Origin of the sequence: Pseudoalteromonas sp. NEC-BIFX-2020_002, from assembly GCF_013002825.1 — a bacterium.
GTDB lineage: Bacteria > Pseudomonadota > Gammaproteobacteria > Enterobacterales > Alteromonadaceae > Pseudoalteromonas > Pseudoalteromonas neustonica.
This window is the reverse complement of record NZ_JABEPJ010000014.1, coordinates 109,014-131,556: the sequence shown is the minus strand read 5'-3', so window position 1 is coordinate 131,556 and position 22,543 is coordinate 109,014. Positions and strand designations below refer to the sequence as shown.

The 22,543-nt window shown below is 37.7% G+C and carries 22 protein-coding genes and 1 pseudogene; 16 read left to right on the top strand and 7 right to left on the bottom strand.

What is annotated here, in order from left to right; translation table 11 throughout:
- Window positions 1-224: 224 nt before the first annotated feature.
- The 3 genes from HJP15_RS15795 (at window position 225) to HJP15_RS15785 (ending at window position 3,728) form a co-directional block, all read left to right on the top strand.
- Window positions 225-2,036 (top strand): DUF7380 domain-containing protein, encoded by a 1,812-nt coding sequence (locus HJP15_RS15795; protein ID WP_170174115.1) that lies wholly within the window; start codon window positions 225-227, stop codon window positions 2,034-2,036.
- Window positions 2,037-2,302: 266 nt separating this feature from the next.
- Window positions 2,303-2,803 (top strand): GNAT family N-acetyltransferase, encoded by a 501-nt coding sequence (locus tag HJP15_RS15790; RefSeq protein WP_054205174.1) that lies wholly within the window; start codon window positions 2,303-2,305, stop codon window positions 2,801-2,803.
- A 541-nt stretch (window positions 2,804-3,344) separates the two neighbouring features.
- Complete coding sequence (locus HJP15_RS15785) at window positions 3,345-3,728, top strand: hypothetical protein (RefSeq protein ID WP_170174114.1); 384 nt, start codon at window positions 3,345-3,347, stop codon at window positions 3,726-3,728.
- Between the two features lie 777 nt (window positions 3,729-4,505).
- Here HJP15_RS15785 and HJP15_RS22435 read toward each other — a convergent pair.
- Both HJP15_RS22435 and HJP15_RS15780 read right to left on the bottom strand, forming a co-directional pair.
- Window positions 4,506-4,879: pseudogene (locus HJP15_RS22435) on the bottom strand (transposase); the annotation flags it as partial.
- Window positions 4,873-5,202, bottom strand: coding sequence for an SUI1 family translation initiation factor (locus HJP15_RS15780; protein ID WP_170174113.1), 330 nt, complete (start codon window positions 5,200-5,202; stop codon window positions 4,873-4,875). The pseudogene HJP15_RS22435 and the gene HJP15_RS15780, both read right to left, overlap by 7 nt.
- A gap of 155 nt (window positions 5,203-5,357) precedes the next feature.
- Here HJP15_RS15780 and HJP15_RS15775 point away from each other — a divergent pair, with 155 nt between their 5' ends.
- From HJP15_RS15775 to HJP15_RS15760, 4 genes are all read left to right on the top strand, one after another.
- A complete protein-coding gene (locus tag HJP15_RS15775) occupies window positions 5,358-5,663 on the top strand; it encodes an STAS domain-containing protein (protein WP_054205177.1) in 306 nt (101 codons plus the stop codon).
- Window positions 5,663-7,324: a fused response regulator/phosphatase gene (locus HJP15_RS15770; protein ID WP_170174112.1), complete on the top strand. Its 1,662-nt coding sequence runs from the start codon at window positions 5,663-5,665 to the stop codon at window positions 7,322-7,324. Before HJP15_RS15775 ends, HJP15_RS15770 begins: the two co-directional genes overlap by 1 nt.
- Before the next feature lie 53 nt (window positions 7,325-7,377).
- Window positions 7,378-8,043, top strand: coding sequence for a GAF domain-containing protein (locus HJP15_RS15765; protein ID WP_170174111.1), 666 nt, complete (start codon window positions 7,378-7,380; stop codon window positions 8,041-8,043).
- 79 nt (window positions 8,044-8,122) lie between these two features.
- Window positions 8,123-9,313: an amino acid aminotransferase gene (locus HJP15_RS15760; RefSeq protein WP_054205179.1), complete on the top strand. Its 1,191-nt coding sequence runs from the start codon at window positions 8,123-8,125 to the stop codon at window positions 9,311-9,313.
- 102 nt (window positions 9,314-9,415) lie between these two features.
- Here HJP15_RS15760 and HJP15_RS15755 read toward each other — a convergent pair whose 3' ends face one another.
- From HJP15_RS15755 to HJP15_RS15735, 5 genes are all read right to left on the bottom strand, one after another.
- Window positions 9,416-10,255 carry a Tim44 domain-containing protein gene (locus HJP15_RS15755; protein ID WP_054205180.1) on the bottom strand — a complete coding sequence of 280 codons (840 nt, stop codon included), beginning with the start codon at window positions 10,253-10,255 and terminating at the stop codon, window positions 9,416-9,418.
- A 1,374-nt stretch (window positions 10,256-11,629) separates the two neighbouring features.
- Window positions 11,630-12,016: an MmcQ/YjbR family DNA-binding protein gene (locus HJP15_RS15750; RefSeq protein WP_054205182.1), complete on the bottom strand. Its 387-nt coding sequence runs from the start codon at window positions 12,014-12,016 to the stop codon at window positions 11,630-11,632.
- A 493-nt stretch (window positions 12,017-12,509) separates the two neighbouring features.
- Complete coding sequence (locus tag HJP15_RS15745) at window positions 12,510-13,307, bottom strand: hypothetical protein (RefSeq protein WP_170174110.1); 798 nt, start codon at window positions 13,305-13,307, stop codon at window positions 12,510-12,512.
- Between the two features lie 15 nt (window positions 13,308-13,322).
- Complete coding sequence (locus HJP15_RS15740; protein ID WP_054456084.1) at window positions 13,323-13,871, bottom strand: hypothetical protein; 549 nt, start codon at window positions 13,869-13,871, stop codon at window positions 13,323-13,325.
- Complete coding sequence (locus HJP15_RS15735) at window positions 13,868-15,139, bottom strand: SAM-dependent methyltransferase (protein ID WP_170174109.1); 1,272 nt, start codon at window positions 15,137-15,139, stop codon at window positions 13,868-13,870. Before HJP15_RS15735 ends, HJP15_RS15740 begins: the two co-directional genes overlap by 4 nt.
- A 137-nt stretch (window positions 15,140-15,276) precedes the next feature.
- Between HJP15_RS15735 and HJP15_RS15730 the strand changes: the two genes are divergently transcribed.
- The 9 genes from HJP15_RS15730 to HJP15_RS15690 all read left to right on the top strand — a co-directional run bounded on the left by HJP15_RS15730 (window position 15,277) and on the right by HJP15_RS15690 (window position 22,540).
- A complete protein-coding gene (locus HJP15_RS15730) occupies window positions 15,277-16,338 on the top strand; it encodes a phytanoyl-CoA dioxygenase family protein (protein ID WP_170174108.1) in 1,062 nt (353 codons plus the stop codon).
- A gap of 497 nt (window positions 16,339-16,835) precedes the next feature.
- On the top strand, window positions 16,836-17,507 hold the full coding sequence (locus HJP15_RS15725) for an aspartyl/asparaginyl beta-hydroxylase domain-containing protein (protein ID WP_170174107.1): 672 nt from the start codon (window positions 16,836-16,838) through the stop codon (window positions 17,505-17,507).
- Between the two features lie 7 nt (window positions 17,508-17,514).
- Window positions 17,515-18,024, top strand: a complete 510-nt coding sequence (locus HJP15_RS15720; protein ID WP_054205189.1) for a GNAT family N-acetyltransferase — start codon at window positions 17,515-17,517, stop codon at window positions 18,022-18,024.
- A gap of 29 nt (window positions 18,025-18,053) precedes the next feature.
- Entirely contained in the window at window positions 18,054-18,335 is a 282-nt protein-coding gene (locus tag HJP15_RS15715; RefSeq protein WP_054205190.1) for a DUF6916 family protein, read from the top strand.
- Window positions 18,336-18,393: 58 nt separating this feature from the next.
- On the top strand, window positions 18,394-18,939 hold the full coding sequence (locus HJP15_RS15710; RefSeq protein ID WP_170174106.1) for a phage tail protein: 546 nt from the start codon (window positions 18,394-18,396) through the stop codon (window positions 18,937-18,939).
- Window positions 18,940-18,953: 14 nt separating this feature from the next.
- Window positions 18,954-19,484, top strand: coding sequence for a phage tail protein (locus tag HJP15_RS15705; RefSeq protein WP_054205192.1), 531 nt, complete (start codon window positions 18,954-18,956; stop codon window positions 19,482-19,484).
- Window positions 19,485-19,496: 12 nt separating this feature from the next.
- A complete protein-coding gene (locus HJP15_RS15700) occupies window positions 19,497-20,033 on the top strand; it encodes a phage tail protein (RefSeq protein ID WP_170174105.1) in 537 nt (178 codons plus the stop codon).
- 121 nt (window positions 20,034-20,154) lie between these two features.
- A complete protein-coding gene (locus tag HJP15_RS15695; RefSeq protein ID WP_170174104.1) occupies window positions 20,155-21,402 on the top strand; it encodes a S8 family peptidase in 1,248 nt (415 codons plus the stop codon).
- On the top strand, window positions 21,392-22,540 hold the full coding sequence (locus tag HJP15_RS15690; protein ID WP_249365880.1) for a TIGR03032 family protein: 1,149 nt from the start codon (window positions 21,392-21,394) through the stop codon (window positions 22,538-22,540). The genes HJP15_RS15695 and HJP15_RS15690 overlap by 11 nt, the downstream gene beginning before the upstream one ends.
- Window positions 22,541-22,543: the final 3 nt, after the last annotated feature.

The window sequence follows — 22,543 nt, the reverse complement described above, 5'->3', positions numbered from 1 at the left end:
TGAAATTGGCTAAATATCGGTTAGGCCATAAAAAGCAAATTCCCATAGCATAAACAATACCAACGCGAACACACCGAGCAGGTAGCGCCTCAGTCCAACAAGCGATTATGCAACACAAACTGCGTGTCGCATAAATACTAAAATGTTAGTGCTCTTGCGGTTAATCTATTATTACTCCGCGAATTTCAAAAAAATACAACTATAAATAATGTTAAGGCTGATAAATGGAAATAAGTGATTTTGGTTTTCTTCAAAATATAATTGAAAATGAAGGGGGTAAAAGCTTACAAAGTTTATCAACAGAATTTGGTCGTGAAAGCAGTAGAGAAGATAGAGATTACGCTGTAGAAGAACAAAATGTATTGTCTCTTTTTAAAAACATTACATCGATGATGCTTACCCCCAAAAGTAACAACGAACCTTTTCAGCCTTTAATGCAAATGGCAGATGGTAGACGTTCCGCATTACCAGCAGATCTTTCTCAGAGTGAATTAACAATTTTAGCTAACTTAGTGGAACGCATTAGCCATGTTGCTTTAAAAGCGAGAGTATACGATTTATTATGGATTTGCTGTAAACCTAAAAAGCCATCACATGCTAAATGTGCAATCGATTTTTATATAAAAGATGGAATCAAAGTAGACACGTGGAGACACGCTGGGAAAAAAGAAATCGAAAGGGCATATAGATTAGCAAGACAACTTAACGATAGAGAGAGAATTACCAAAATCGAGGAGATAATAATTTCTTCATTCAACAATAACGCAGAAGATTTTGTAGATATTGCTTACTCTATCGCTGATCTCATTGAAAACCTAAATGCATTAAAAGAACACAACTTAAATATAGCTGAGAGATTAGAAAGTCTCGGTGAATCTTTGAAGTCAAAAGGCCATCTAAAAGATGCTATTCGTTATTTTGAGCTTAGTTCTAGAAAATACAAAAAAAGTTTAAATGAGGACAAGCATGTAGTTACATTGGTTCAAGCTGCGGAATCGTATGCTTTGGATGCAGAAAACCACTTTAATCTTGGGGCGGGATCAAAATTAATAGCTAATAGCTTATTTGAGAATGCTATACATGCATATAGAAAGGTGCCAGCAAAATATCGTGAGGAGTATTCTATTGATGAAAGAATATCAAAGCTAAGGCATGGCCTCAACGAATCAGGTAAGCACACCCTAAATGAAATGGGACTTTTTCAAACACCAATTGAAGGAGCGGATGAAGTTGCTCAGTTGTCTAAATCTCATGTTGCTGGGAAAGGCTCTGAATACGAAGCATTAGTTTATTTTTCTGGAATTTGTAATGTAGATAAATATGACTCTTTAATGGAAAGAGAAAAGAAAAGTATGAATTCAAATTTTCTTAGTTCTTTCTTTGGTTCAACGCAATATGCAAGCGATGGTCGGGTTATAGCTAAAACTCCATCTGTTGGTTTAGGGGACGACCAAGAATCTGTAAATGTTACTCTTTTCGACAATATGGTTAGAACATTCTCACGAAATATTGAATTAAACGTCAAGCTTGCAATTGTTCCTGCTCTACACCAGATATTGAGTGAACACAGTTTTAGTAAGAATTTTATTTTTGAAATGTGCGATTACAGCCCATTGATACCGAAATCTAGCGTACACCTGATTTCGCATGCACTATGGTTAGGCCTTGAATTTGAGTTTTCAACTGCTATTCACATTCTCGCACCTCAACTAGAAAAAATTGTGCGAGAACAGTTAAAGGAAGCAGGTGCACATACTACTCATTTAGATAAAACTGGTATAGAGCATGAAAAAGGTTTGAGTACACTATTAGATATGCCTGAGTCTTTAGAAGTATTTGGGCAAGACCATCTTTTTGAGTTAACAGCTCTATTTACGAATTCAATAGGGCCAAACTTAAGAAATGAAGTAGCTCATGGGTTATTGACTGATAATGCGGCTTATTCTGAAGCTCCTATTTATGCTTGGTGGGTGTTAATGCGAATGACTATTCATTCTATAATAACTTCTTCCGAAGAAAAGGATAATGCAGAATAAAGCACTAACAAGGCAATTAAACGGAACTAAAACAGTGGGTTACGTTTCGCTCCGCTACACATTATAACCCACTATTTTAGTCCGCTTATTGCGGCGTTGTGGCTGTAGAATTACTCTTTTTTAAGAAAAACAGCCTGTTTTATGGGTTCCAAATGCATTATCTAATGCTTTAAAAACGCTTAGAGTTAATTACAGGAGCTCGTTTTTTAATTGAATTTGGCTGTTAGAGTTATTCTACAGCCTCGTTATGCGTATAGAGAGTTTCAATGCAACTTGAGCTGTTATCTAAAGATCATTTGGAGAAATTATTAGCTTTCGAGCTAGAAAATAGATCATGGTTTGAATCATTAATTGAGCCTCGAGGACATGATTTTTATTCGGCTAAAGGTGTCGGAAACCACATTGATGCAGAACTTAATAAGGTAAATTCTGGTACAGCGTTTTGTGGTTTACTTATTAAAAATAATGAAATTGTCGCAAGAGCCAATTTAAGAGATATTAGCACTAATAAAGCTGTTGTCGGTTATAGGGTTTCAAAACGTTTTTTATCTCAAGGCTATGCAAGCTTTTGTCTGGCTTCACTAATTGATATTGCAAAAAGAAAATTTTGCATTCGTTCCTTAGAAGCTAAAGTATTAGAAAACAACCCAGCTTCAAAGCATGTATTGTTAAAACAAGGCTTTGAGCCTATTGGTAATGTCCCTAACTTTATTGTATTAAATAATAAGCAGTTAGCTTGTACAGAGTTTAGGTTAAAATACGCATAATCGGGTAGCCGGAGGTCTCTAACCTCCAGCCCCCACACCACCAATCATGCGGGTCCGCAATGGGCGGTTCATCTCCCGTAATGAATATTGATCCAAACATCTCTCAATAAGAAATAAAGATGACACCCATCCTAAAGTTTGTATTTTCTATATTTCGCACTAACTTTTAATTAGTGCAAAAAACAAACAGAATGTCATATGGCTATCGCAAGAAAACGTCAAATAAGTTTGCTTGATATAAAGTATTATCATTGTATTTCTCGCTTTGGCTACCAATACTGGCGTTAATATACATACTACAAAGTTCAACAGTCCCAAATAGGGTAAACTCTTATCACCTCAAATAAACCACTCACACACCTGCAATCCCTTCCAAAACGCCCATTAAAACAACACCAAATCCTTTTTTAAATTTATGTAAAATTGAAGTAACCGATTGAACCAAAATAGGAACTCAGCTATGGTTGAAGCATCAATAAAAATAAATTAAAAAACGAGTTATTCTACAGCCTCGTTATGTGTGCTAGAGGTTTAAATTGAAATGCATTCAGATTTAGAGGAATTGGCTGGATCTTTGAGAGTCATTGTATCTAGTGAAATTAATGTTGAAGCTCAAGAGAATATGATGGCTTTTGCAATAAACGCATTAGGTAATACCGAAGGATCAATCATTGCTTTTTTACGTGATAGTAAGGATGTTTATACAAACGCAAAGCCTAATGTGAGAATGACTTTTTATTGTTGGTTAGACGAACTCGCGGGGCAAATAAGAATGAGCGCTGTGTCGCAGTCACACGAGCAGCTTCCTTTTCGATGTGGTATAAATAGTCTAGCTTTAATTCCTTTTTCCAACTCACTAGCTGTTGGGATTAGCGGTGTCTACTCTAGTGAGGAGAAACTAAATGTTTGGCAATCGCAAATATAATAAATAACAAAGATGACATCCATCCTAAATTTTGTATTTTCCATATTTTTTACTTGCTTTAAATTAGTGCAAAAAACAAACAGAATGTCATATGGCTATCGCAAGAAAACGTCAAATAAGTTTGCTTGATATAAAGTATTATCATTGTATTTCTCGCTTTGGCTACCAATACTGGCGTTAATATACATACTACAAAGTTCAACAGTCCCAAATAGGGTAAACTCTTATCACCTCAAATAAACCACTCACACACCTGCAATCCCTTCCAAAACGCCCATTAAAACAACACTAAATCCTTTTTTTATATTTATGTAAAATCGAAGTAACCGATTGAACCAAAATAGGAACTCAGCTATGGTTGAAGCATCAATAAAAATAAATTAAAAAACGAGTTATTCTACAGCCTCGTTATACGTATAGGGAGGTTTGGTGGGTTATCTAGTTTTAGGTGTTTTTCTTTTTGTTCATTTCTATATTTCTTTTTTAGTATGTAAATATTATGCAAAGTCATATGAGCAACAACTTAATACTGTATCTAAATTAGTAATTACCTTATTTACAGGGCCACTTACTTTTGCGCTTGTGTTGATAGCTATTTATATAACTCCATTAAGGAATACTGAAGCAGGTCTAATGGATGGTGGACTCTTCTTAATATTTATATTATTTACACCGCTGTTTCCTATTGTCAGTTACATGCTTGTAAAATTAGCTCAAAAGTTTACGGTTTGTGTAAAATACGCATCTAACAACACGCCCTGATGTGGACAGCAAGCGCTAAAGCTCACTTTCCACCGCAAATTTTAACAGCGGTGATCCCTTACTTTTCAATGCATTAAGTAAGTTGATTCATCGTAGGGCGTATGTGTTTTCCAGCACCTAAATAGGATTCGTATCCACTTAAATGACAATGATCTGATGATAGTATTATGGGGTTTTTCTTTGGTTTCTTGCTGCCGATAATATGCTTTAGCCCAAAATGAATAACGCACAGATAACCCTGCCCATTCCACAAATGTTTGCCTTAAAAATTTAGTGCACGAGTATCGCCAATGTATTCATTCTTTCTTGCCACTGCGTTGGGTAACAGGGGTAATCGCTGCGTATTTTTGTATATCAGCAGCGCATTTATAAACCCAGCGGCTCATCCCCCGGCAATTTTTACTTTAAATTTAAGTGCCTCTAGGATGGCTTTAAGTTTGTCGCGGTCGTCGCCTTGTACTTCTATGATGCCGTCTTTTACTGCGCCGCCTTGGCCCATTTTGCTTTTAATAGTTTTAGCGAGTTTTTTTAAGTCGTGTTGTTCGCTATCAATGCCGGTGACCAACATAACGCCTTTGCCCTTACGGCCTTTTGTTTGGCGTTCGATGCGCAGGGCGCCATCTTTAAAGATTTTGCTCTCAATTTCTTTAGTTGGTTTTGGTTGGCTGATGCGCCCTGTTTCGGTTGAATAAACGAGATTACTATCACTCATGCTTAGCCTGCGGTGAAAAAAGTTAAATAACAATAACGTCTATAATATCAAATCTAATAACAAATTTGCGCTTAGGTGCTTTTATTTTTGGCTAATTATTTTTAAGCAGTTATATTTAAAGCAATAAGAACGGATAATCTGATCAGGAGTTGAGTATGAGTTTAAGTAAGAGTGCCTCAGCGGATGGCACTACACTAACGATTCAAATTAAAGGGAAGTTTGATTTTAATTTGGTTCAATCGTTTCGCCAAGCCTACGCTGGTATAAATGATACTACAGTGAGGGTGGTTGTAGACCTACGCGAAACCGACTATATGGATAGCTCGGCGTTGGGTATGTTACTTAACATGAAAAAAACATTGGGGACATCTGTTAACGCGATTCATATTAGTAATTGCCAACCGCAATTGAAAAAAATTCTGCAGATATCTCGTTTTGATAAAAAATTTGATATCGACTGATGATGCGCGTTCTTGTTGTTGATGATCAACCCATAAATTGCACACTATTAAAAGTTATGCTGGAGCAGCAGGGTTACAATGTTTTATTAGCAGGTAACGGTGTAGAAGCATTAGCGCTATTAGAAAAAGAAGCAATAGACATTGTTTTGTTGGATGTTTTAATGCCAATAATGGACGGTTATGAAACAGCAGCAAGGATAAAAAAATTAAGTAGTGATGTTTATTTACCTATTATTTTTATTACGGCATTAGAAGAAAAAGGCAGTTTTGAACGTTGCTTAGCGGTGGGAGGGGATGATTTTATTAATAAGCCTTTTGATAAGGCTATTTTAAGTGCAAAAATCAAAGCTCATAGCCGTACTCGACAACTGAGCTTGAAGGCCCACGAGCAAAATAAGTTATTAGAATATCACTATAATCAAACTGAACGAGAGCATGAAATAGTTGAGCATATATTTAATAATGCGCTCGAAAATCAACATGCATTTACTGAAAATATAGATTTTCACCTTTCGCCTGCATCAATGTTTAATGGTGATATGTGTTTAGTGGCACAAAGCCCTATTGGTAGTTTATATTGTATGTTGGGAGATTTTACTGGTCATGGTTTAGCGGCTGCCGTGGGTGCCTTACCTGCTTCTAGAGTATTTTATACCATGGTCGGTAAAGGCATGGCAGTAAGCGATATTGCCAATGAAGTAAACACAGTTTTAGCTAAACTATTGCCTGGTCATATGTTTTGTGCTGCAAATATTATTGAGTTAAGTAGCTCAGGAAAAAGCATTTCGGCTTGGTTAGGTGGCTTACCTGATGCGTATTTAATTAACCAACAAGGAGACGTTTTAAAAACATTAGAATCGCAACATATGGCTTTAGGTATATTAGAAACCGATGAGTTTGAACGCGAGTTGATTCATTTTGAAGTTGACCCCAGCATGCGGCTGGTTTTATCGACGGATGGGATTATTGAAACCACCAATGAATACGACGACTATTTTGGTGAGCAGCGCTTTATAGAGGTATTAGCAAGTAAAGCGCAAATCTCAAGTAATGAGGTGATTAAACATGTGACAAACTTTGCACATGGCACTAAACAGCAAGATGATTTAAGTTTAGTTTTGTTTAACTGTTTAGCTGTGCCTGCACCAAAAAAAGAAATAGAAAGCTACTCTCCACTACCTTTTAACTTTTCATTAAGTTTAAACTCAACGCAAATAAAGCAAACCGATCCGGTACTAGAGATAGTCGATGTAATTACCCGAGTCGGGGGGTTGAAAGCGCACCGGTCAAACATCTTTTTATTATTATCTGAGGCGTATAACAATGCGCTCGATCATGGTGTTTTGGGATTAGATTCCGATATTAAAAATCAAGAAGATGGCTTTATGGAGTATTACCAACAAAGAGAAGTCGCTCTAGAAAAATTAACAGGTGCGATGATCATTGTTGATATGCGTTATTGTCCGGAAACCTTGTGTGTTTATTTTACTATATGTGACTCAGGTAATGGTTTTAGCGCCGATAATAACAACGGACATAGTTTAACGCGTGAACATGGTCGTGGGTTATCACTACTTGAAGAAATAGCCGAACAGGTGTCATATAACGCATCTGGGAATCAAATAGAAATGTGTTATAGATTAACATCGCTACAAGCCTAGTCGAACGTCATTTGTCATGCTATGATTTGTTTTTTAGATGTTTGGACGGCTAAATGGCTTCTTCTTATTTATCGCTGGCACAATTAGATGTGTCACCTCAATTAGTCTCTGCGGAACTTATCAAGCTTGAAAAGCATTTGACTGGGCATCAGGTACAGTTGCCCTCTGTACGTTGGCAATATCAAATACCTGAATTAGGCGAAGGTGGGACGTGCAGTTTATTTGGTTACTTACAAGATGAGCCATTTAAGTTAACTGATTATGTAAGCCAAGATCAGCACACCACTAATAAGTTGGCAACATTACAACTCATCGTTGATTATGTTGTAAGTCAAACGAATGTTGATTGGTACGGTATCTATCAAAATACGCAAACGCAAGAGGGCGCCCAGCTTCTGAAATTGGCTTATTTTGGCGCACCAAGTAGGCCTCTTTTTCCACTTACTGAAGCATTTGCAGCGGGTAGTAATAATGTACAGGTTGCACTGAGCAGTAAAGGCCGTGTAATAAACAATGTTGAGCAATATTTGGCTGCGGGTGGAGAGTATTATACTTGTGATCCTAAAGTTAAATCAGAAGCGTGTTTACCGCTTTTTGACAGTGAAAATCGTTGTGTGGGTATTGTTGACGGTGAGGCCTTCAATAACGAATTTTTTAATCAACAAACATTAGCGCTATTAATTGCTTGCTGTATTAAAATTCCTCACTTTTTAGTGTAAATAACACTAGTCAATCTAGTGACCTTTTATGTTAAGCTAAGTGCAACAGCTAACCCCTAAATAATGAAAGAGATAGTCAATGTTCTCAGTATTAAAACCATTACCAACAGATCCTATTCTTGGCCTTATGGCGGCCTATAAGCAAGATACTAACCCAAATAAGATTGACTTAGGGGTGGGTGTTTATAAAGATGAACAAGGTAATACGCCAGTATTAAAATCAGTAAAAAAAGCCGAAGCCTTTCGTCTAGAAAATGAAACCAGTAAATCATACATTGGTTTGGCAGGTAATTTAGATTACTGTCAGCAAATGGAAAACCTATTATTAGGTGAGCACCAAGCGTTATTAGCTAACCGTGTTCGTACAGCACAAGCGCCCGGCGGTACAGGTGCACTGCGTGTTGCTGCTGAGTTTATTGTTCGTTGTAATCCAGGGGCAACAGTATGGGTTACTAATCCTACTTGGGCTAATCATATCAGCTTGTTTGAAGCCGCTGGTCTGACAGTTAAAGAATACCCGTACTACGATTACGAAAATAAAGATTTATTATTTGATGAAATGATAGAGACCCTTACGCAAGTGCCTAAAGGTGATGTTGTTTTATTGCACGCATGTTGTCACAACCCAAGTGGTATGGATTTAAACGAAACACAGTGGAACACTGTAGCGCAGCTTGCTAAAGATGTTGGTTTTACACCACTTGTAGATATTGCGTACCAAGGGTTTGGTTCAAGCCTTGAAGAAGATGCAAACGGCTTACGTATTTTAGCGAATGCGGTTGATGAGCTAATTATTTGTTCTTCATGTTCTAAAAACTTTGGTTTATACCGTGAACGTATTGGCGCATGTTCTATTATCGCTAAAGATGCTGCAACGGCTGATATTTCAAATTCAGTACTGTTAAGTGTGGTGCGTGGTATTTATTCAATGCCACCAGCGCACGGTGCTGACATTGTAAATACTATTTTAAGTAGCACAGAGCTTACACAAATGTGGCATGGCGAACTTGATGAAATGCGTAACCGTATTAATGGTTTACGTACGCTTATTAAAGATAACCTAGCGACGAAAGGGATTGCACAAGACTTCTCTTTTATTGATCGCCAAAACGGTATGTTCTCGTTCTTAGGTATTAATAAAGCGCAAATCGATCGTTTACAAAAAGAATATTCAATCTATATTGTTGGTTCAAGTCGTGTAAACGTGGCAGGTATCAGTGATACAAACATTGAGTACTTTGCAAATGCTGTTGCAGACGTTTGTAAGTAATTATATTTACATTACATCGTTTATATAAATAGCGTTTATTTAAATAATAAAAAACCGCACTAACATTATGTTGTGCGGTTTTTTGTTTTTAGTGATTAGATTTTATGAATCAATTAAATCTTCTACGCCAACTATTAACCAAGGTGCGTCATTATCAGTGCCGCGCTCTAAGTGCCAAATCTCTAGGATAGGCTCTTCTTTATTATCACCTAAATCACGATATTTACCTTTAAAGCGAACACTCAGTTGCCATTTTTGTGCGTTTGTATCAGCACGAACAAGCTCGGCATCAATAAACATGACTTCAGTCGCTACGCTTTGGATTGTTTCGCGTTCAGCTTTAAACTCTGCCACTAGCTCAGGGCTTAAATACTCAGCCATCGTGCTGTAATCAGCTTCATTCCACGCTGTTTGTAAAGTGTGGTAATGAGTACGAGCGCCTTGTAAAAAGCCATTGGTATCAAAATTAGGTGGCAGGTTAAAAGGCACGTTATTCGTTTGACTAAAACCTGTAGCAGTCGCTTGCTCTGGTGCGGCTTGTTTCATTTGTGGCGCGTTAAATGTACCTTGCGCATGCGCCATCGCTGGGGCATTTTTACGGCGGATCATGCCCATTACAAGTTTAAAGATGATAAAGGCAATACCGGCCATTACGATCATTTCTAAAATTTGCATACCTTCGAAATCATCACCCATCATTGAGGCGATTAAGCCTCCGGCTAACAAACCACCAAAGATGCCCGCCATCATGCCTTTTTTGCTTGATTTTGGCTTAGCTGCTGGAGCGACAGTATTGGTGTCGGTTTGTTGTTTTTGTGCAGTTTGTTGGGTTTCAGGGGTTTTTCCGCGCTTTTTACTACCGAACTTTTTACGTGCTTCAGCATCAAAACTTGCAGTACATAACAGAGCAAGTAATGAAAATATAACAATCAGGTTTTTCATGAAATTCCTTAAAACAGATTAGAGTGGCGATTCTAAATCAGTTTAGGAATTATATAAATAGGTACAAAGTGAATTCGGATTAAAATACCCGTTACAATTGCGATCCCTACTATTTCAGGAACAATATTGCTCTTAAATGAATCACTGTAGTCATCTATGAAATAGAAAAACTTCATAAGCGCTACTATTGTTGCCATAATACAAATTGTGTACTTAAGGTGTTTTTTGAATAAGTTGAAACTCATAACTTTCCTTGTTTTTTATGTGTCCACATAATGTCCAAATTCAAAAAATTACACAAGACCTTAAAAAATAGCATAAGAAACTAAGTTTCTGATTTTAAAGTAAGCCATTGTTTTTATTGACGGCCTATAATAATCGAGGCTTTGCGGACGGGGCAGCTCCACTAATATAGGTTTTTAAATTCGTTGATTTAAAAACCCTAAAAAACCCGCTAATTTGAGCAATCAAATTAACGGTTTTTTTATGGATTTGACTTAAATTAAATAGCGGGCTTGCTGTAAAAATAAAGTTTTAAAGTGGTACTTTAACTATCACACTGCAATTTAACACCTAAGCAATGAATACAAATAATGCCCAAATATACACCGCCTTTTACACTCTCTAATAAAATATTGACCTTTGTCGTGTATATTAGTGAGCAAGATCGCGATGTTACGAATGCTCAGTTAGCTAAAAGGTGTGGTAAACCTTTAAGGACCATTGAAATACGAGTTAAAATTTAAAAAATAGCGGATTGCTTATACGTATGGGAGCCAATAAGCAGTTACTGGCAACTAAAGGTTTAATTATTAAAAGCGAATAAATAGGCACAAAATATTTGAAATAGCGGTGAATAAAACTGATATTAATTTACCAAAAGGGCAGTCATGTTTACGGTATACTTTCGTAAGTCATTTAATGGTGAACGCAGGTGATTTATTAGGGCGTGTTGACCTTTGTGGATTGAAATTTGTTCAATCTAGGGGCGATTTAATCGCGGCGCGAGGTTTGTAACCTAGCGGGCTAAGTAAAAACCGAGCAACAAAGAGTCAATCGCCCCTAGGAAGAACCCTTTGGGCAGCGCATGTTTGGCATTTATACTGCGTTATCGCCTATTTATGGGGAACAACCACACGACATAGGCTCTGCCTTGTCTAAATACCAAACATACTGCTGCAAAATCAATCACGAAAGGTCAACACGCCCTAGTATTGCTGCAGGTACTTGGTCACGCAAGAAAGTATTTACTTTTGGCCGGTATTAACTCGAAATAGTGTTTTAGCGTGTGTTAGAGGGAATGTTTAGTGTCAATCATTATAGATTACTCTGCACTGAGCAAATAAATTGAACAGTGCAGTTTATATCAATTTTTTATAGATGTATTTCAATTGCTTTACGGTCTTTTTCAGGCATGTTTGCGACCACTAAATTAAAAGAATTATCTATCATGCGTTCAATTTCCCCATTAGGGATTGAGCCATCAAGAATAACAGTATTCCATAACCGTTTATTCATGTGATAACCCGGTATGACAGACGGAAAAATATCACGCAGTGCTTGGGCTTCGTCTGGATCGCATTTTAAATTCATCCACCAGATTAAATTGCCATTTTCATCTGTTTGCCCTTCGTTTCCGACGGATAGTGTTGCAAACATTTTATGGTTCACTTTATATACATCAACTTCTTGGCCGAAAGGTTGGGTAACCATGACCAGAGGTTTATTTTTTAGGTACTCATGTGCTGTGTGTTGATTCATGATCCAGTCCTTGAAGTCATTTTAAGATAAATTAACAATAGCAGCTTTTTTATCGTTTAGTCATGAAAAAGAGATTAATAAAGCAAATTTATTAGCAATAACAACCTCTAGAAGTTAAATTTTAAAAATGCGTGCTGTTGTTCGCGATGTATGATGTTTAAGTATACTTGGTTAATAAAAATGTCTGCTAGGGCGTGTTGACCTTTGTGGGTTGAAATTTGTTCAACCTAGGGGCGATTTAATCGCGGCGCGAGGTTTGTAACCTAGCGGGCTAAGTAAAAATCGAGCAACAAAGAGTCAATCGCCCCTAGGAAGAACCCTTTGGGCAGCGCATGTTTGTCATTTATACTGCGTTATCGCCTATTTATGGGGAACAACCACACACCATAGGCGCTGCCTTGCCTAAAGACCAAACATACTGCTGCAAAATCAATCACGAAAGGTCAACAAGCCCTAGTGATTCATTAAGCAGCTTGCGCTTTTAAACTTTTTATTACACTGATTTAGGTAAAGATGAATAGGCTATAACGGCTGCATCGCGCTTTACTAGATCGGGTTTAGATGAGCTTTTAGCATAAACATCACAATATTTGATGGGATCACCTTCGTGTACTAACAAATGATCATTACTAAAACCAGCTAATACTTTTTGCCAGCGCTGCATAATATGTACGGGAGCACGTGGTAAAGAGTTCAAAATAAGCCTTGATTCTTTAAAGTTGCTATTAATTGCAATATTTAGCATGTCGTCGTTCGCAGCCCCAAGCCAGCTAGCCCCATTAGTGCCTACACATAGTAGTGGCATGTAGGGAGCAAGTGCGGGGCAAACATCATTCCTATAAATATCTACTTTCCAATAGGACCGTGCTATTTTTATAAACTGAGTAAAATCTTTGATGGGCGTAAAGTTTGATGTTGCTAAAGGCAAAATTTCTATTCTGGGTTTGTTGGCATTTACGGTGTCGTTAGAAACATCAATATACCAAGGGCCCAAAATAAATGCGTTTTGAAAATACTCATCCCGTAAAGAGCCCCACGCTTTTTGCAATGGGGAGCCTTGTGCAATAAGCTCTTTTAACAAGCTAAGCCCAGGTTTATTTGTTGTTGGTATTTGCGTTTGTAATAATGTGAATACTTCATCTCTTATCTCTCTGCAACGGCCAATAGGATAAGGTTTTTCGGCAAAGTAAGGGATTGTAGGTGCCAGTTTTAAATCGGCTATTAATCTTAGATGGGCTAGATCAGCACATACTATTGTAAGTTGCTCTGGAGTGAGGTTTTTATCAAGCACGTATATTCCTTATAGTTATAATCGTAATTTTTTTAGTTGAGCTTGGGTATAGGCGTCATCTCTTAGCCACTTTAACATGTTTGGATAACCGTTAGGGTGATTCGGCTGTTCACACATAAACCATGAATATAAAAGGGGATAACCAAACCCTGTGTTAGTGCTAAAGGCTTCTATAAGACTCGCCGATGCACCCTTATAACCCTCTTCATGAAATAAAACATCGGGTGCAATATCCAAATAGCAGGCAGCGGCCCATGACCATGCAATTGCAGTCATTTCCTCGGCCGCTTGATGATCATGGTGTTTCATATCCCCAGTTAAACAGGTTCTTGTTGTTTCAGAGGTAACCGCAATATGACCTGCTTCATGGAGAATGTCACCAGGATAAAATCCCTTTTCAAAATCAAGTAATAAAGTACCATTATTTACTTTAAGGCCAGGCAAAAAAGTTTTTTCATCTAGTGTTTCATATCGGTGCTTTATGCCAATATTAGTAAGAAAGGCTAAAATTTTATTAACGTCTGTTAACTGTTTATCTGTGTTGTGTTTAGAGTTAATCATCATGATGGTGTTAGATTACTATTAATGTTTAACCAATGTTCGAATTCTTCAATACGTTGGCTTTGATAAAGTGCAGCTGTCGTTTCATGGTATGGTAGTGCTAATGAATCTAATAGCTTGGTCCATAATGCCCATTCATCGTCGGCTATGCTGAAGGAGTGACCGCATTTAGCTGCCTGTGCACGCTCAAACATACGCTTTACGCCTGGTAAACCTAAATTATTAAGATCTGTAAATTTAGCTAATTTAGTCTCTGTTTTAATTGTATTTTTTATGGGGAATTTAAATATAAAGTCTGCGCATTTGGGCATTATATATTCATAATGAATAGCTTCACCGCCACGAAGCTGCGCATCATGAGGTAAAAAAGTCAGTGGTATATTCAAACTACATTGGTTTTCGGTCAATTTAAGGTGTTTGTATACTTGAATATCGGTTGTTAGTTTTAGTCTGTAATTAGTTTCAACGCCATTTGGGATCAGCATACTGCCTTTAAAGGCGGATGTATCTCCCGTATTTAAACGCTTAGCTTCGTCGATATTTAAGCAATAAAACTCTTTTAAGAGTATGTCAGTGCTCGGTTTATCTTCTGTCTGCATTAAAGAGTTAAAATGTGTTAGCCATGCCTTTAAAGAAATTTTTTGTGGGATCAAGGTGCCAGATTCACTCAGGTATTGACATAAATGAGCAAAAATAAAAACTTGGGGTTCTCGCTTTAAAAGAGCCGTCATGGTTTCAGAAATAATAATGTCAAATTGCTGGGAGTCTGGTGCTTGCCAACGCGTTGCGTCATCACACGTGATTGCAACAATGTTTTGGGTGATTGAAAAGTGCTTTACTAGCTTTTTAATTGCACTGATGTTTTCTAGGTGAATGTCAATGAGAGTGACTTTTATGCGCGGGTTTGTGGCAACACTTAAATAAGGAATAAGTAACGTACCATAAGGGCCTGTACCGGCATAAAGAATATGAATATCATCAGTCGTTGCTTTTAAACGTTCTTCAATAGCGAATTTAACACCTTGCATAAAGATTTGCGTACGAAGAGTCTCTTCAGTGCATTTAGCGGCTTGTACGGGAGAAATTGCAACGCCTTGGGATGTATTTTCATCATTCCAGTCATTCATATCTAAATCAGTTGATATAGACGTAATATTCCCTAAGTAATTTTTTAAATCGTTGATAAAAGGCTTCATCAACCCAGCATCACCTGGCTCATTTAGCAAATGTGTAACCGCATTACGGTATCTGTTCAGTAACTCAGTATCCATATCGCTCCCTGTATTTATCTACAACAATTGTTGCTTGCAATAATATAGCACTCTATTCTAATTAAGTTTAGTCAGCGTTAATAAATCAATTTAAGGTGTTTTAGTTGTCTGAAATCAGGCAAGGAAAAGGAGTTATTATGCAAAATGAGTTGATAGCAAAAGTGCCACCTTCGGACACAATAGCGCAGAGCACACTTCCTTGTTATAAAGAAACTGGAGGCTTAGGTCTATTTCAATTAAAGCGAATGTGGCACAAAGTACAGTTACAAAAACAAGGCTGTGCGGATAAAAAAATAATAGAAGACGAATGGTCGCTTGATGTCATGATAATGGACACTCTAGGCTTAGGGCTCACACCGACTATAGAGTCTATTTTTGCGAGTGATAGTTTTTTCGAATTTGAAAATTGGGTAAAAAAAGTGCATGGCAGAGCTATTTCAAACGCAAAAAGAAATCAGCTTAATAAAAGCATTGTTTCATTTTTTGAGGAAACAGACATAAAAAATGAAACAGCATCAGTAGAGACACCTCGTTACTCTATTTTAACGCCACTGCAGTGGCAAAGCTGGGATGATAATGGTTATGTTATTATTCCAGCGTTGGTGCCAAAAAAATTATGTGAAGACGTTTGTAATATGCTTTATGAACGTTTGAAAATGGATAAAAACAACCCCGCTTCATGGTATAGCTGTCATGCGCTTAAACAGGGGGTTATGGTACAAATATTTAATGATATAACCATGCAAGTTATACGCTCTCTTCCTCAAGTTCGAGATGTTTTTGAGCAACTCTGGGGGAGAAAAAACTTAATAGTAAGCACTGACAGACTTAGTTTTAATCCACCACAGACAGAAAGTTGGCAGTTTCCTGGGCCAAATCTTCACTGGGATATAAACTTTAATAAACCACTCACCTTTGCAACGCAAGGGTTGTTGTACCTTACTGACGTTACCGCTGAGCAAGGTGCATTCAGTTGTGTACCTGGCTTTCATAAAGAAATAGATAACTGGCTGGCTAACCTACCTAAAAATACTAATCCACATTCTTTTAATTTCGATAAATGCCACAGCACTCCATTGGCTGCAAAAGCAGGTAGCTTAATTGTTTGGCGACATACATTACCGCACGGTAGTTGTCCAAATAAGGGGGATACACCTCGTATTGTACAATACATAAACATGACTCCATTAAGTAAGTAGCTAAAGACTCGCTATGAATAAAAAAGAATGCCGTGTAATAGGGTGTAATATTTTTTATTTTTAACTTATGCCAAACTTATGTATAACTTATTGTTAAAAATAAGTTGGTAGACTTTTCAAGTAAGTGATTATTAAAAATAATAGAACTAAAAAATTGTGTTCTACGTCTTGTGGGCTATTATGTTATCTGAATGTAGTATTAATTTGCGATAGAATTTTATACTGTAATAAAAGCTCAAAGGAATGTTTAAGTATGGAAAAACATAGTCCGCAGCTTATAAAGCGTTTACGGCGCGCAAAACCAATAATTTGTTATTTAAAGTCTTTACTTAAAATGCAATTAGAGTCATGTGCTAAAGCCGTTATAGTTAGTGAAAGTAGCTCAACATACCGCGACAATATACATACAGAAATCGATCTTGTCCCCACCTTGTGTACGTTTTGTTTTAAGATTAAATACTTGCTCATTCATTCTCTTCGTTTGAGAATAAATAATAATGAATGATGACATACTTATTCCTGAAGTTGTTAATGCTGGTGAAAATATAGTCTCTCCAGTCATTTCGTTTGCCAAGCTTGAAATTTTTTATAATGTAAAAAAGATGTCTGCCGATTTGGTTGTAGCAAAAAAATTGGAATGGGTTAGACATGTTAATACCCAGTGTTATCAGGGCGGTTGGGATGTATTGCCTTTAAGAGTGCCTGTTGAACATGCTGATAAGCATGTGATTCTGCAATCTTTCGCAATTGAGTCTAGCTCAAGTTTTATTGATGGCGATCACCTTCAATATTTACCTTCTATTAGTGAGTTATTGTCACAATTTAAATGTAATATTTTATCTGCACGGCTTATGCGCCTTTCCCCCAACTCTTTGATTAAACCCCACCGAGACCTTGGATTGAGTATTGAGCTATCAGCCCAGGCACGTATTCATATTTCTTTAGAGACATCAGAACATGTTGAATTTTTAGTGGATGATTTAAAAGTTCCAATGAATCAGAGCAATTGTTGGTATATAAATGCCGATGCGGAACATTCTGTAATAAATACCGGTGATACACCAAGAATCAACCTAGTCATAGACTGTAATGTTAATGAGTGGTTGTTGGATTTAATTATGAACTCTAAAGAAAAACATATTGCAGTAAAAAATAAGCTAAGGAGCTAAAGAGGTAATGAAACTTAATATTCCTAAGGGCTTAAATATAAGACCGTCAAATGCAAACGATAAGCCTTTTTTAGAAAAACTGCATAGTTCAATGCGCCAAGATTTACAGTTAATTGATGGCGAAAAAGATTTTGTTGAGTCAATTGTAGAAATGCAATTTAAAGCACAAACACAAGGGTATGGTGAAAAATTTCCTAACGCAATGTACTTCATTATTGAAAAACATCATGAAGCAATCGGTAAGGCAACCATTGATTTTGGCCCAAATGAAATTCGTATCGTCGATATTGGCTTTTTACCAAGTGCGAGAGGGCATGGTTTTGGCTCAGCGATAATTCAATCGTTTCAAAGTGCCGCATTACAATCTGGTGCACCTTTAACACTGACCGTTGAGCAACATAATTTTGCTGCTAAGCAGTTATATGCGCGTTTAGGGTTTCAAGTTGAATCAATTAGCCCGCCATATGAATTTATGGCGTGGTACCCACACCCAGTGAAATTAATGAGTGGTGTGTGACTAAGCGAAGTTAAACACAGGAGTTGAATATGGAAAAATTTACGTTTGAAAATGTTGAAAGAGCACAAGGATCCATTGTTAAAGTTGCTGGTCAAGATGGTGAAGTAGAGTTAAAGGTATCATCAGTTGATAGAACAAAACTGAATGGGGAACAATGGGATGCATTTCGTGTTTTGCTTAAAGGCTCTGCAAATGAACCTTTAGAACAAGGCACATATCGACTCACACACGATGCATTTAATGATGCAGAGCTGTTTTTATCACCAAATAGCGAAACTGAGTATGAGATATACATCACGACACAAAAATAGTACTTCGTGTTTAATAGACTAAATTATTCGTTTAATAAAAGTGAGTAGGGAGATTTATATGGCTGATCCGTTTATATCTGAAATACGACCATTTGCGTTTGATTTTGCCCCAAAAGATTGGGCATTCTGTAATGGTGGAGTTATCGCAATTACACAGAATGGGGCACTATATGCTCTATTAGGGACTCAGTTCGGTGGTAACGGAACAAGTGATTTTAAGTTACCGGACTTACGGGGGCGCACGCCTATCGGTAGTGGGGTTTTGAGCACTGAAAACCGTCCCTTTTATGCTGGAGATAGTTCAGGGGAGGAAACGGTTAGGTTAACGTTAGATGAAATGCCAGCGCATACGCATGCAGTAAAAGCTACGGCTAGCATAGCCGCTAATAGCCCCGCGTTTACAGATCGTATATTTTCTGAATCAAAGGATAATAAGGGTACCTCAGCTGAACCTTTCGTATACGGTTCATCGTTAGATTTGACAGAACTTGCTCAGGATGTTGTTAGTAGTAGCGGGAGTGGGTCGCCACATACTAATCTTCAACCTTTACTCGTACTTAATTTTTGTATTGCACTGGAAGGTACCTTTCCAGCTAGAAATTAAAAAAGGAAACTAGCATGTCTGAGTCATTTGTCGGTGAAATAAAAATGATTGCTACTACATTCTCACCTAGGCAGTGGGCATTTTGTAGCGGGTCTACTTTTTCAATAAGTCAAAACCAAGTGTTATTTGCATTGATTGGCGCACAATATGGCGGTGATGGGCGCTCGTCATTTATGCTGCCTGATTTAAGAGGGCGTGTACCCGTACATTTTGGGCAAGGCCCAGGATTACAACCTTACCCTATAGCGCGTCAGGCTGGCGTAGAAAAAGTGACGCTTCTACCACAGCAGATGCCAGCACACACCCATAGCTTGCAGGCAAATAATAATCGTGCAACTACATCTACAGCCATTGGTAATGTTTTGGCGAGAAGCCCTGCAACTGAGTCAACTTATATATCAGGCGCTGTCACGGGAGAAAGTCAGCAACTAAATGACGCTGCAGTTGAAACTGTGGGTGCTAATGAGCCGCATACTAATATGATGCCTTATTTGGCTATACATTTTATTATTTGCCTCAACGGCCTCTTCCCATCAAGAAATTAAAGGAGAAATATTATGGCTGAACCATTTATGGCTGAAATTAGAATATTTGGTCTTACGTATAGTCCTAGAGCTTGGGCTAAATGCGCAGGGCAAATACTCAGTATTTCACAATCTACAGCGCTATTTAGTTTGCTGGGAACTAATTTCGGTGGTGATGGACGAACAACATTTGGAGTCCCTGATTTACAAGGCAGAGCACCAATGCATGCGGGATCAGGGATAGGACTAACGACTCGGCCATTTTCTACCTTTGGTGGTGTTAGCCAAGTAGCGCTGGCCCCCATACAGCTGCCTAGGCATGACCATGTTATTTCAGGTGTATTTCAAGCTGGTAATACTGACCAACCAAGTGATAATCAACTTGCAATAGACGTTGCCTCCTCAGGTGGTGCACTGCGATATACTGCGCCACTGGATAGTAATACAAGTGCTATGAGTAGCAGCAGTTTAGCATCGTCAGGTAAGAGTCAGCGGCATGAAAATATGCAACCTAGCTTAGCGTTAAACTTTTGCATTGCACTAGATGGAATTTATCCACCAAGAAATTGATGTGTGAGAATACAGATTTTAGTTTGAAATCTGTATTCTACATATAATGAAAAACGATTATGTTTGTGCAGGAAGTAAGTTATATGTTGTTTGAAAGAGCTCTGTTGGTTGTTATTTACTTATGTTGAAATACCTTAATTGGCATATTGTTTTCAGCTGTTTAATTATAGTTGTGTGCTTATTTGCAAGAGATGTATCTGCTCAGGCGAGTTTAGACAAGCTGCAATTTAAAAGCTCTAAAGGTAGTGTTGTATTTGCCAAGCATGACAGTAATTTTTTGATTGATGATGCAGGGAAGATGTACGCTTTTAACAAAAAAATAATAATACTCTCTTTGCTATCAGTCGATGAGATCTCACAGCTACATGATGAAATAAAACAAGTTCAAGTAATCGCTAATATAGGAAGTGAATTGGTTTACTGGGTAACACCTAGATCCGAATATTTTTTTGATGTTTATTTAGCGTTAAGCAAACATCAAGATGTGCTAGAGATCGAACCAGATATTGCACCTGTCACAAAGTTAGTTACGTCAGGAACAAGCACGCAGACTAGCAGCGTGCTTGTGTCACAAAATGCTCCTTTATGCGATAAACCAGAGAATACTGTGCGGGTTGCAATTATTGATGACGGCTTTGATTTTACTCACCCAGAGTTTGATGATTTAACAGTATTGTTTGAATATGACCCTGATGAAAAAACACTGGCAACCAGTGCTAAAAACCCAACTGATTATCATGGTACACGTGTTGTTGGAGTTATTGCTGCAAAGCAAGATAATGTAGGGGTTGAGGGTTTCGCACCGACTAGTGAAATAATAGCTATCAGGCAAGTTTCAACATGGTCATCTTCTATAATATTGGCATTTCAGGTCGCTAAGTTGATGAAAGCGGATGTTATCAACTGTAGTTGGGTTTTACCGTTATTATCGGGTATTACGTCACTGGTAATTGAGAATGTTGCATCTGCATCAAATGCACCTATTATCGTTGTTTCAGCAGGGAATTCGGGTAAGAAAGCTTGTGAAGTCAATCATCTATCGGCATTAAGTTCAGTGGTTGTTATAGGAGCAATAAATAAAAATGGGAATGTTGCTGAGTTTTCTAATTATGGGCAATGTGTTGATTATTACGCCCCTTCTTCAATTGAATCAACGTCACTTAATGGGTATGTAAATTTTGGTGGCACCTCATCATCAGCCGCTATTGTTTCAGGCGTTGTGGCACAGCTAAAAGCATGCGGAGTTGAATACCCGTTAACAAAATTAACGATGGTTGAAAATATTTTGCCTGCACATGTAGTTAATAAAAATAATATAAAGAGTGTAACTTTGATTAGATCAAAAGGTAGTGAAATTAATGAGCACTGAAATGGAACCGTTAGATTTTAGTAGCACCCACAGTGACAACTTCCCAAAAATATTGGCTCAGTTGGGCATATCGTTGATTGCGACAAGTTATCAATCACAACGTGTTATTTTAGTGCGTTCCAATAATGGCAAACTAGAAACAAAATTAAAGGCATTTCCAAGACCAATGGGACTTTATGCCGACGAAAATAGGGTCACGCTTGGAACACTAAATCAAGTAATCGACTTTCAAAAAACACCAAGTGGTTATGCTGATGTTATTAATGGGAACCTTGATCGTTATGAAGAGTTGCCAAAAAAATTACAAGATAATGAACTCAGAGATAGCCCCAAATTTCGTGAAGAGTGGGATGAACAAGTCAAAAGTGTAAAGGCAGCCGACAGTTTGTTTATAGAAAGAGCGACTTTATCAACAGGTATGATCAACATCCATGATATTTGTTGGGGTAATGATGGTTTGTGGGTAGTTAACTCGATGTTCTCTTGTTTAAGTAAGTTAAGTCCTGACCATAGTTTTGTCGCTGCTTGGGTGCCGTCGTTTATTTCAGAACTGAAGCCGGAAAATAGATGCCATTTAAATGGCATGGCGTTGTTAGATGGTGTGCCTCGTTATGCTACAGCCTTTAGTGAATCAGATACAGCACAAGGTTGGCGTGAAGAGCTAGGGAATAAAGGGGTGCTTATTGATGTCGTTGAAAATAAGGTCATCAAATCAGGTATTTCAATGCCACATTCGCCAAGATGCCACGCAGGCAAGGTGTATTATTGTGCATCTGGAGATGGCGATATTCATGTATACGATCCAAAGTCAGGTACTAATAGAGTTTTATGTGAGTTGCAAGGTTTTACAAGGGGAATGACGTTTTTTGGTGACTTGATGCTTGTCGGTACGAGTACATTACGTAAATCAGAAGAGCATATTCGCTTTAAAGCAAACCCAAGATTATTAGATGGGAAAAGTGTGTGCGCAATATGGTTAGTGAATGTAAATACAGGTGAGGTGGTAGGTAATTTGACTTTTACGGGTGATGTAAAACAGATTTACGATATTGCTGTTGTACCGAACAGCAGGAAACCAGAGCTATTTCAAAGCTCAGACGCGTTGTCTAGCCATATTTTTGAATTTTGTCGAGGATGAGTA

What these genes read in the sequence shown, in the direction of transcription:
- HJP15_RS15795 (WP_170174115.1), top strand. Translation starts at nt 225, where the DNA reads ATGGAAATAAGTGATTTTGGTTTTCTTCAAAATATAATTGAAAATGAA.
- HJP15_RS15790 (WP_054205174.1), top strand. Translation starts at nt 2,303, where the DNA reads ATGCAACTTGAGCTGTTATCTAAAGATCATTTGGAGAAATTATTAGCT.
- HJP15_RS15785 (WP_170174114.1), top strand. Translation starts at nt 3,345, where the DNA reads ATGCATTCAGATTTAGAGGAATTGGCTGGATCTTTGAGAGTCATTGTA.
- HJP15_RS15780 (WP_170174113.1), bottom strand. Translation starts at nt 5,202, where the DNA reads ATGAGTGATAGTAATCTCGTTTATTCAACCGAAACAGGGCGCATCAGC.
- HJP15_RS15775 (WP_054205177.1), top strand. Translation starts at nt 5,358, where the DNA reads ATGAGTTTAAGTAAGAGTGCCTCAGCGGATGGCACTACACTAACGATT.
- HJP15_RS15770 (WP_170174112.1), top strand. Translation starts at nt 5,663, where the DNA reads ATGATGCGCGTTCTTGTTGTTGATGATCAACCCATAAATTGCACACTA.
- HJP15_RS15765 (WP_170174111.1), top strand. Translation starts at nt 7,378, where the DNA reads ATGGCTTCTTCTTATTTATCGCTGGCACAATTAGATGTGTCACCTCAA.
- HJP15_RS15760 (WP_054205179.1), top strand. Translation starts at nt 8,123, where the DNA reads ATGTTCTCAGTATTAAAACCATTACCAACAGATCCTATTCTTGGCCTT.
- HJP15_RS15755 (WP_054205180.1), bottom strand. Translation starts at nt 10,255, where the DNA reads ATGAAAAACCTGATTGTTATATTTTCATTACTTGCTCTGTTATGTACT.
- HJP15_RS15750 (WP_054205182.1), bottom strand. Translation starts at nt 12,016, where the DNA reads ATGAATCAACACACAGCACATGAGTACCTAAAAAATAAACCTCTGGTC.
- HJP15_RS15740 (WP_054456084.1), bottom strand. Translation starts at nt 13,871, where the DNA reads ATGATGATTAACTCTAAACACAACACAGATAAACAGTTAACAGACGTT.
- HJP15_RS15735 (WP_170174109.1), bottom strand. Translation starts at nt 15,139, where the DNA reads ATGGATACTGAGTTACTGAACAGATACCGTAATGCGGTTACACATTTG.
- HJP15_RS15730 (WP_170174108.1), top strand. Translation starts at nt 15,277, where the DNA reads ATGCAAAATGAGTTGATAGCAAAAGTGCCACCTTCGGACACAATAGCG.
- HJP15_RS15725 (WP_170174107.1), top strand. Translation starts at nt 16,836, where the DNA reads ATGAATGATGACATACTTATTCCTGAAGTTGTTAATGCTGGTGAAAAT.
- HJP15_RS15720 (WP_054205189.1), top strand. Translation starts at nt 17,515, where the DNA reads ATGAAACTTAATATTCCTAAGGGCTTAAATATAAGACCGTCAAATGCA.
- HJP15_RS15715 (WP_054205190.1), top strand. Translation starts at nt 18,054, where the DNA reads ATGGAAAAATTTACGTTTGAAAATGTTGAAAGAGCACAAGGATCCATT.
- HJP15_RS15710 (WP_170174106.1), top strand. Translation starts at nt 18,394, where the DNA reads ATGGCTGATCCGTTTATATCTGAAATACGACCATTTGCGTTTGATTTT.
- HJP15_RS15705 (WP_054205192.1), top strand. Translation starts at nt 18,954, where the DNA reads ATGTCTGAGTCATTTGTCGGTGAAATAAAAATGATTGCTACTACATTC.
- HJP15_RS15700 (WP_170174105.1), top strand. Translation starts at nt 19,497, where the DNA reads ATGGCTGAACCATTTATGGCTGAAATTAGAATATTTGGTCTTACGTAT.
- HJP15_RS15695 (WP_170174104.1), top strand. Translation starts at nt 20,155, where the DNA reads ATGTTGAAATACCTTAATTGGCATATTGTTTTCAGCTGTTTAATTATA.
- HJP15_RS15690 (WP_249365880.1), top strand. Translation starts at nt 21,392, where the DNA reads ATGAGCACTGAAATGGAACCGTTAGATTTTAGTAGCACCCACAGTGAC.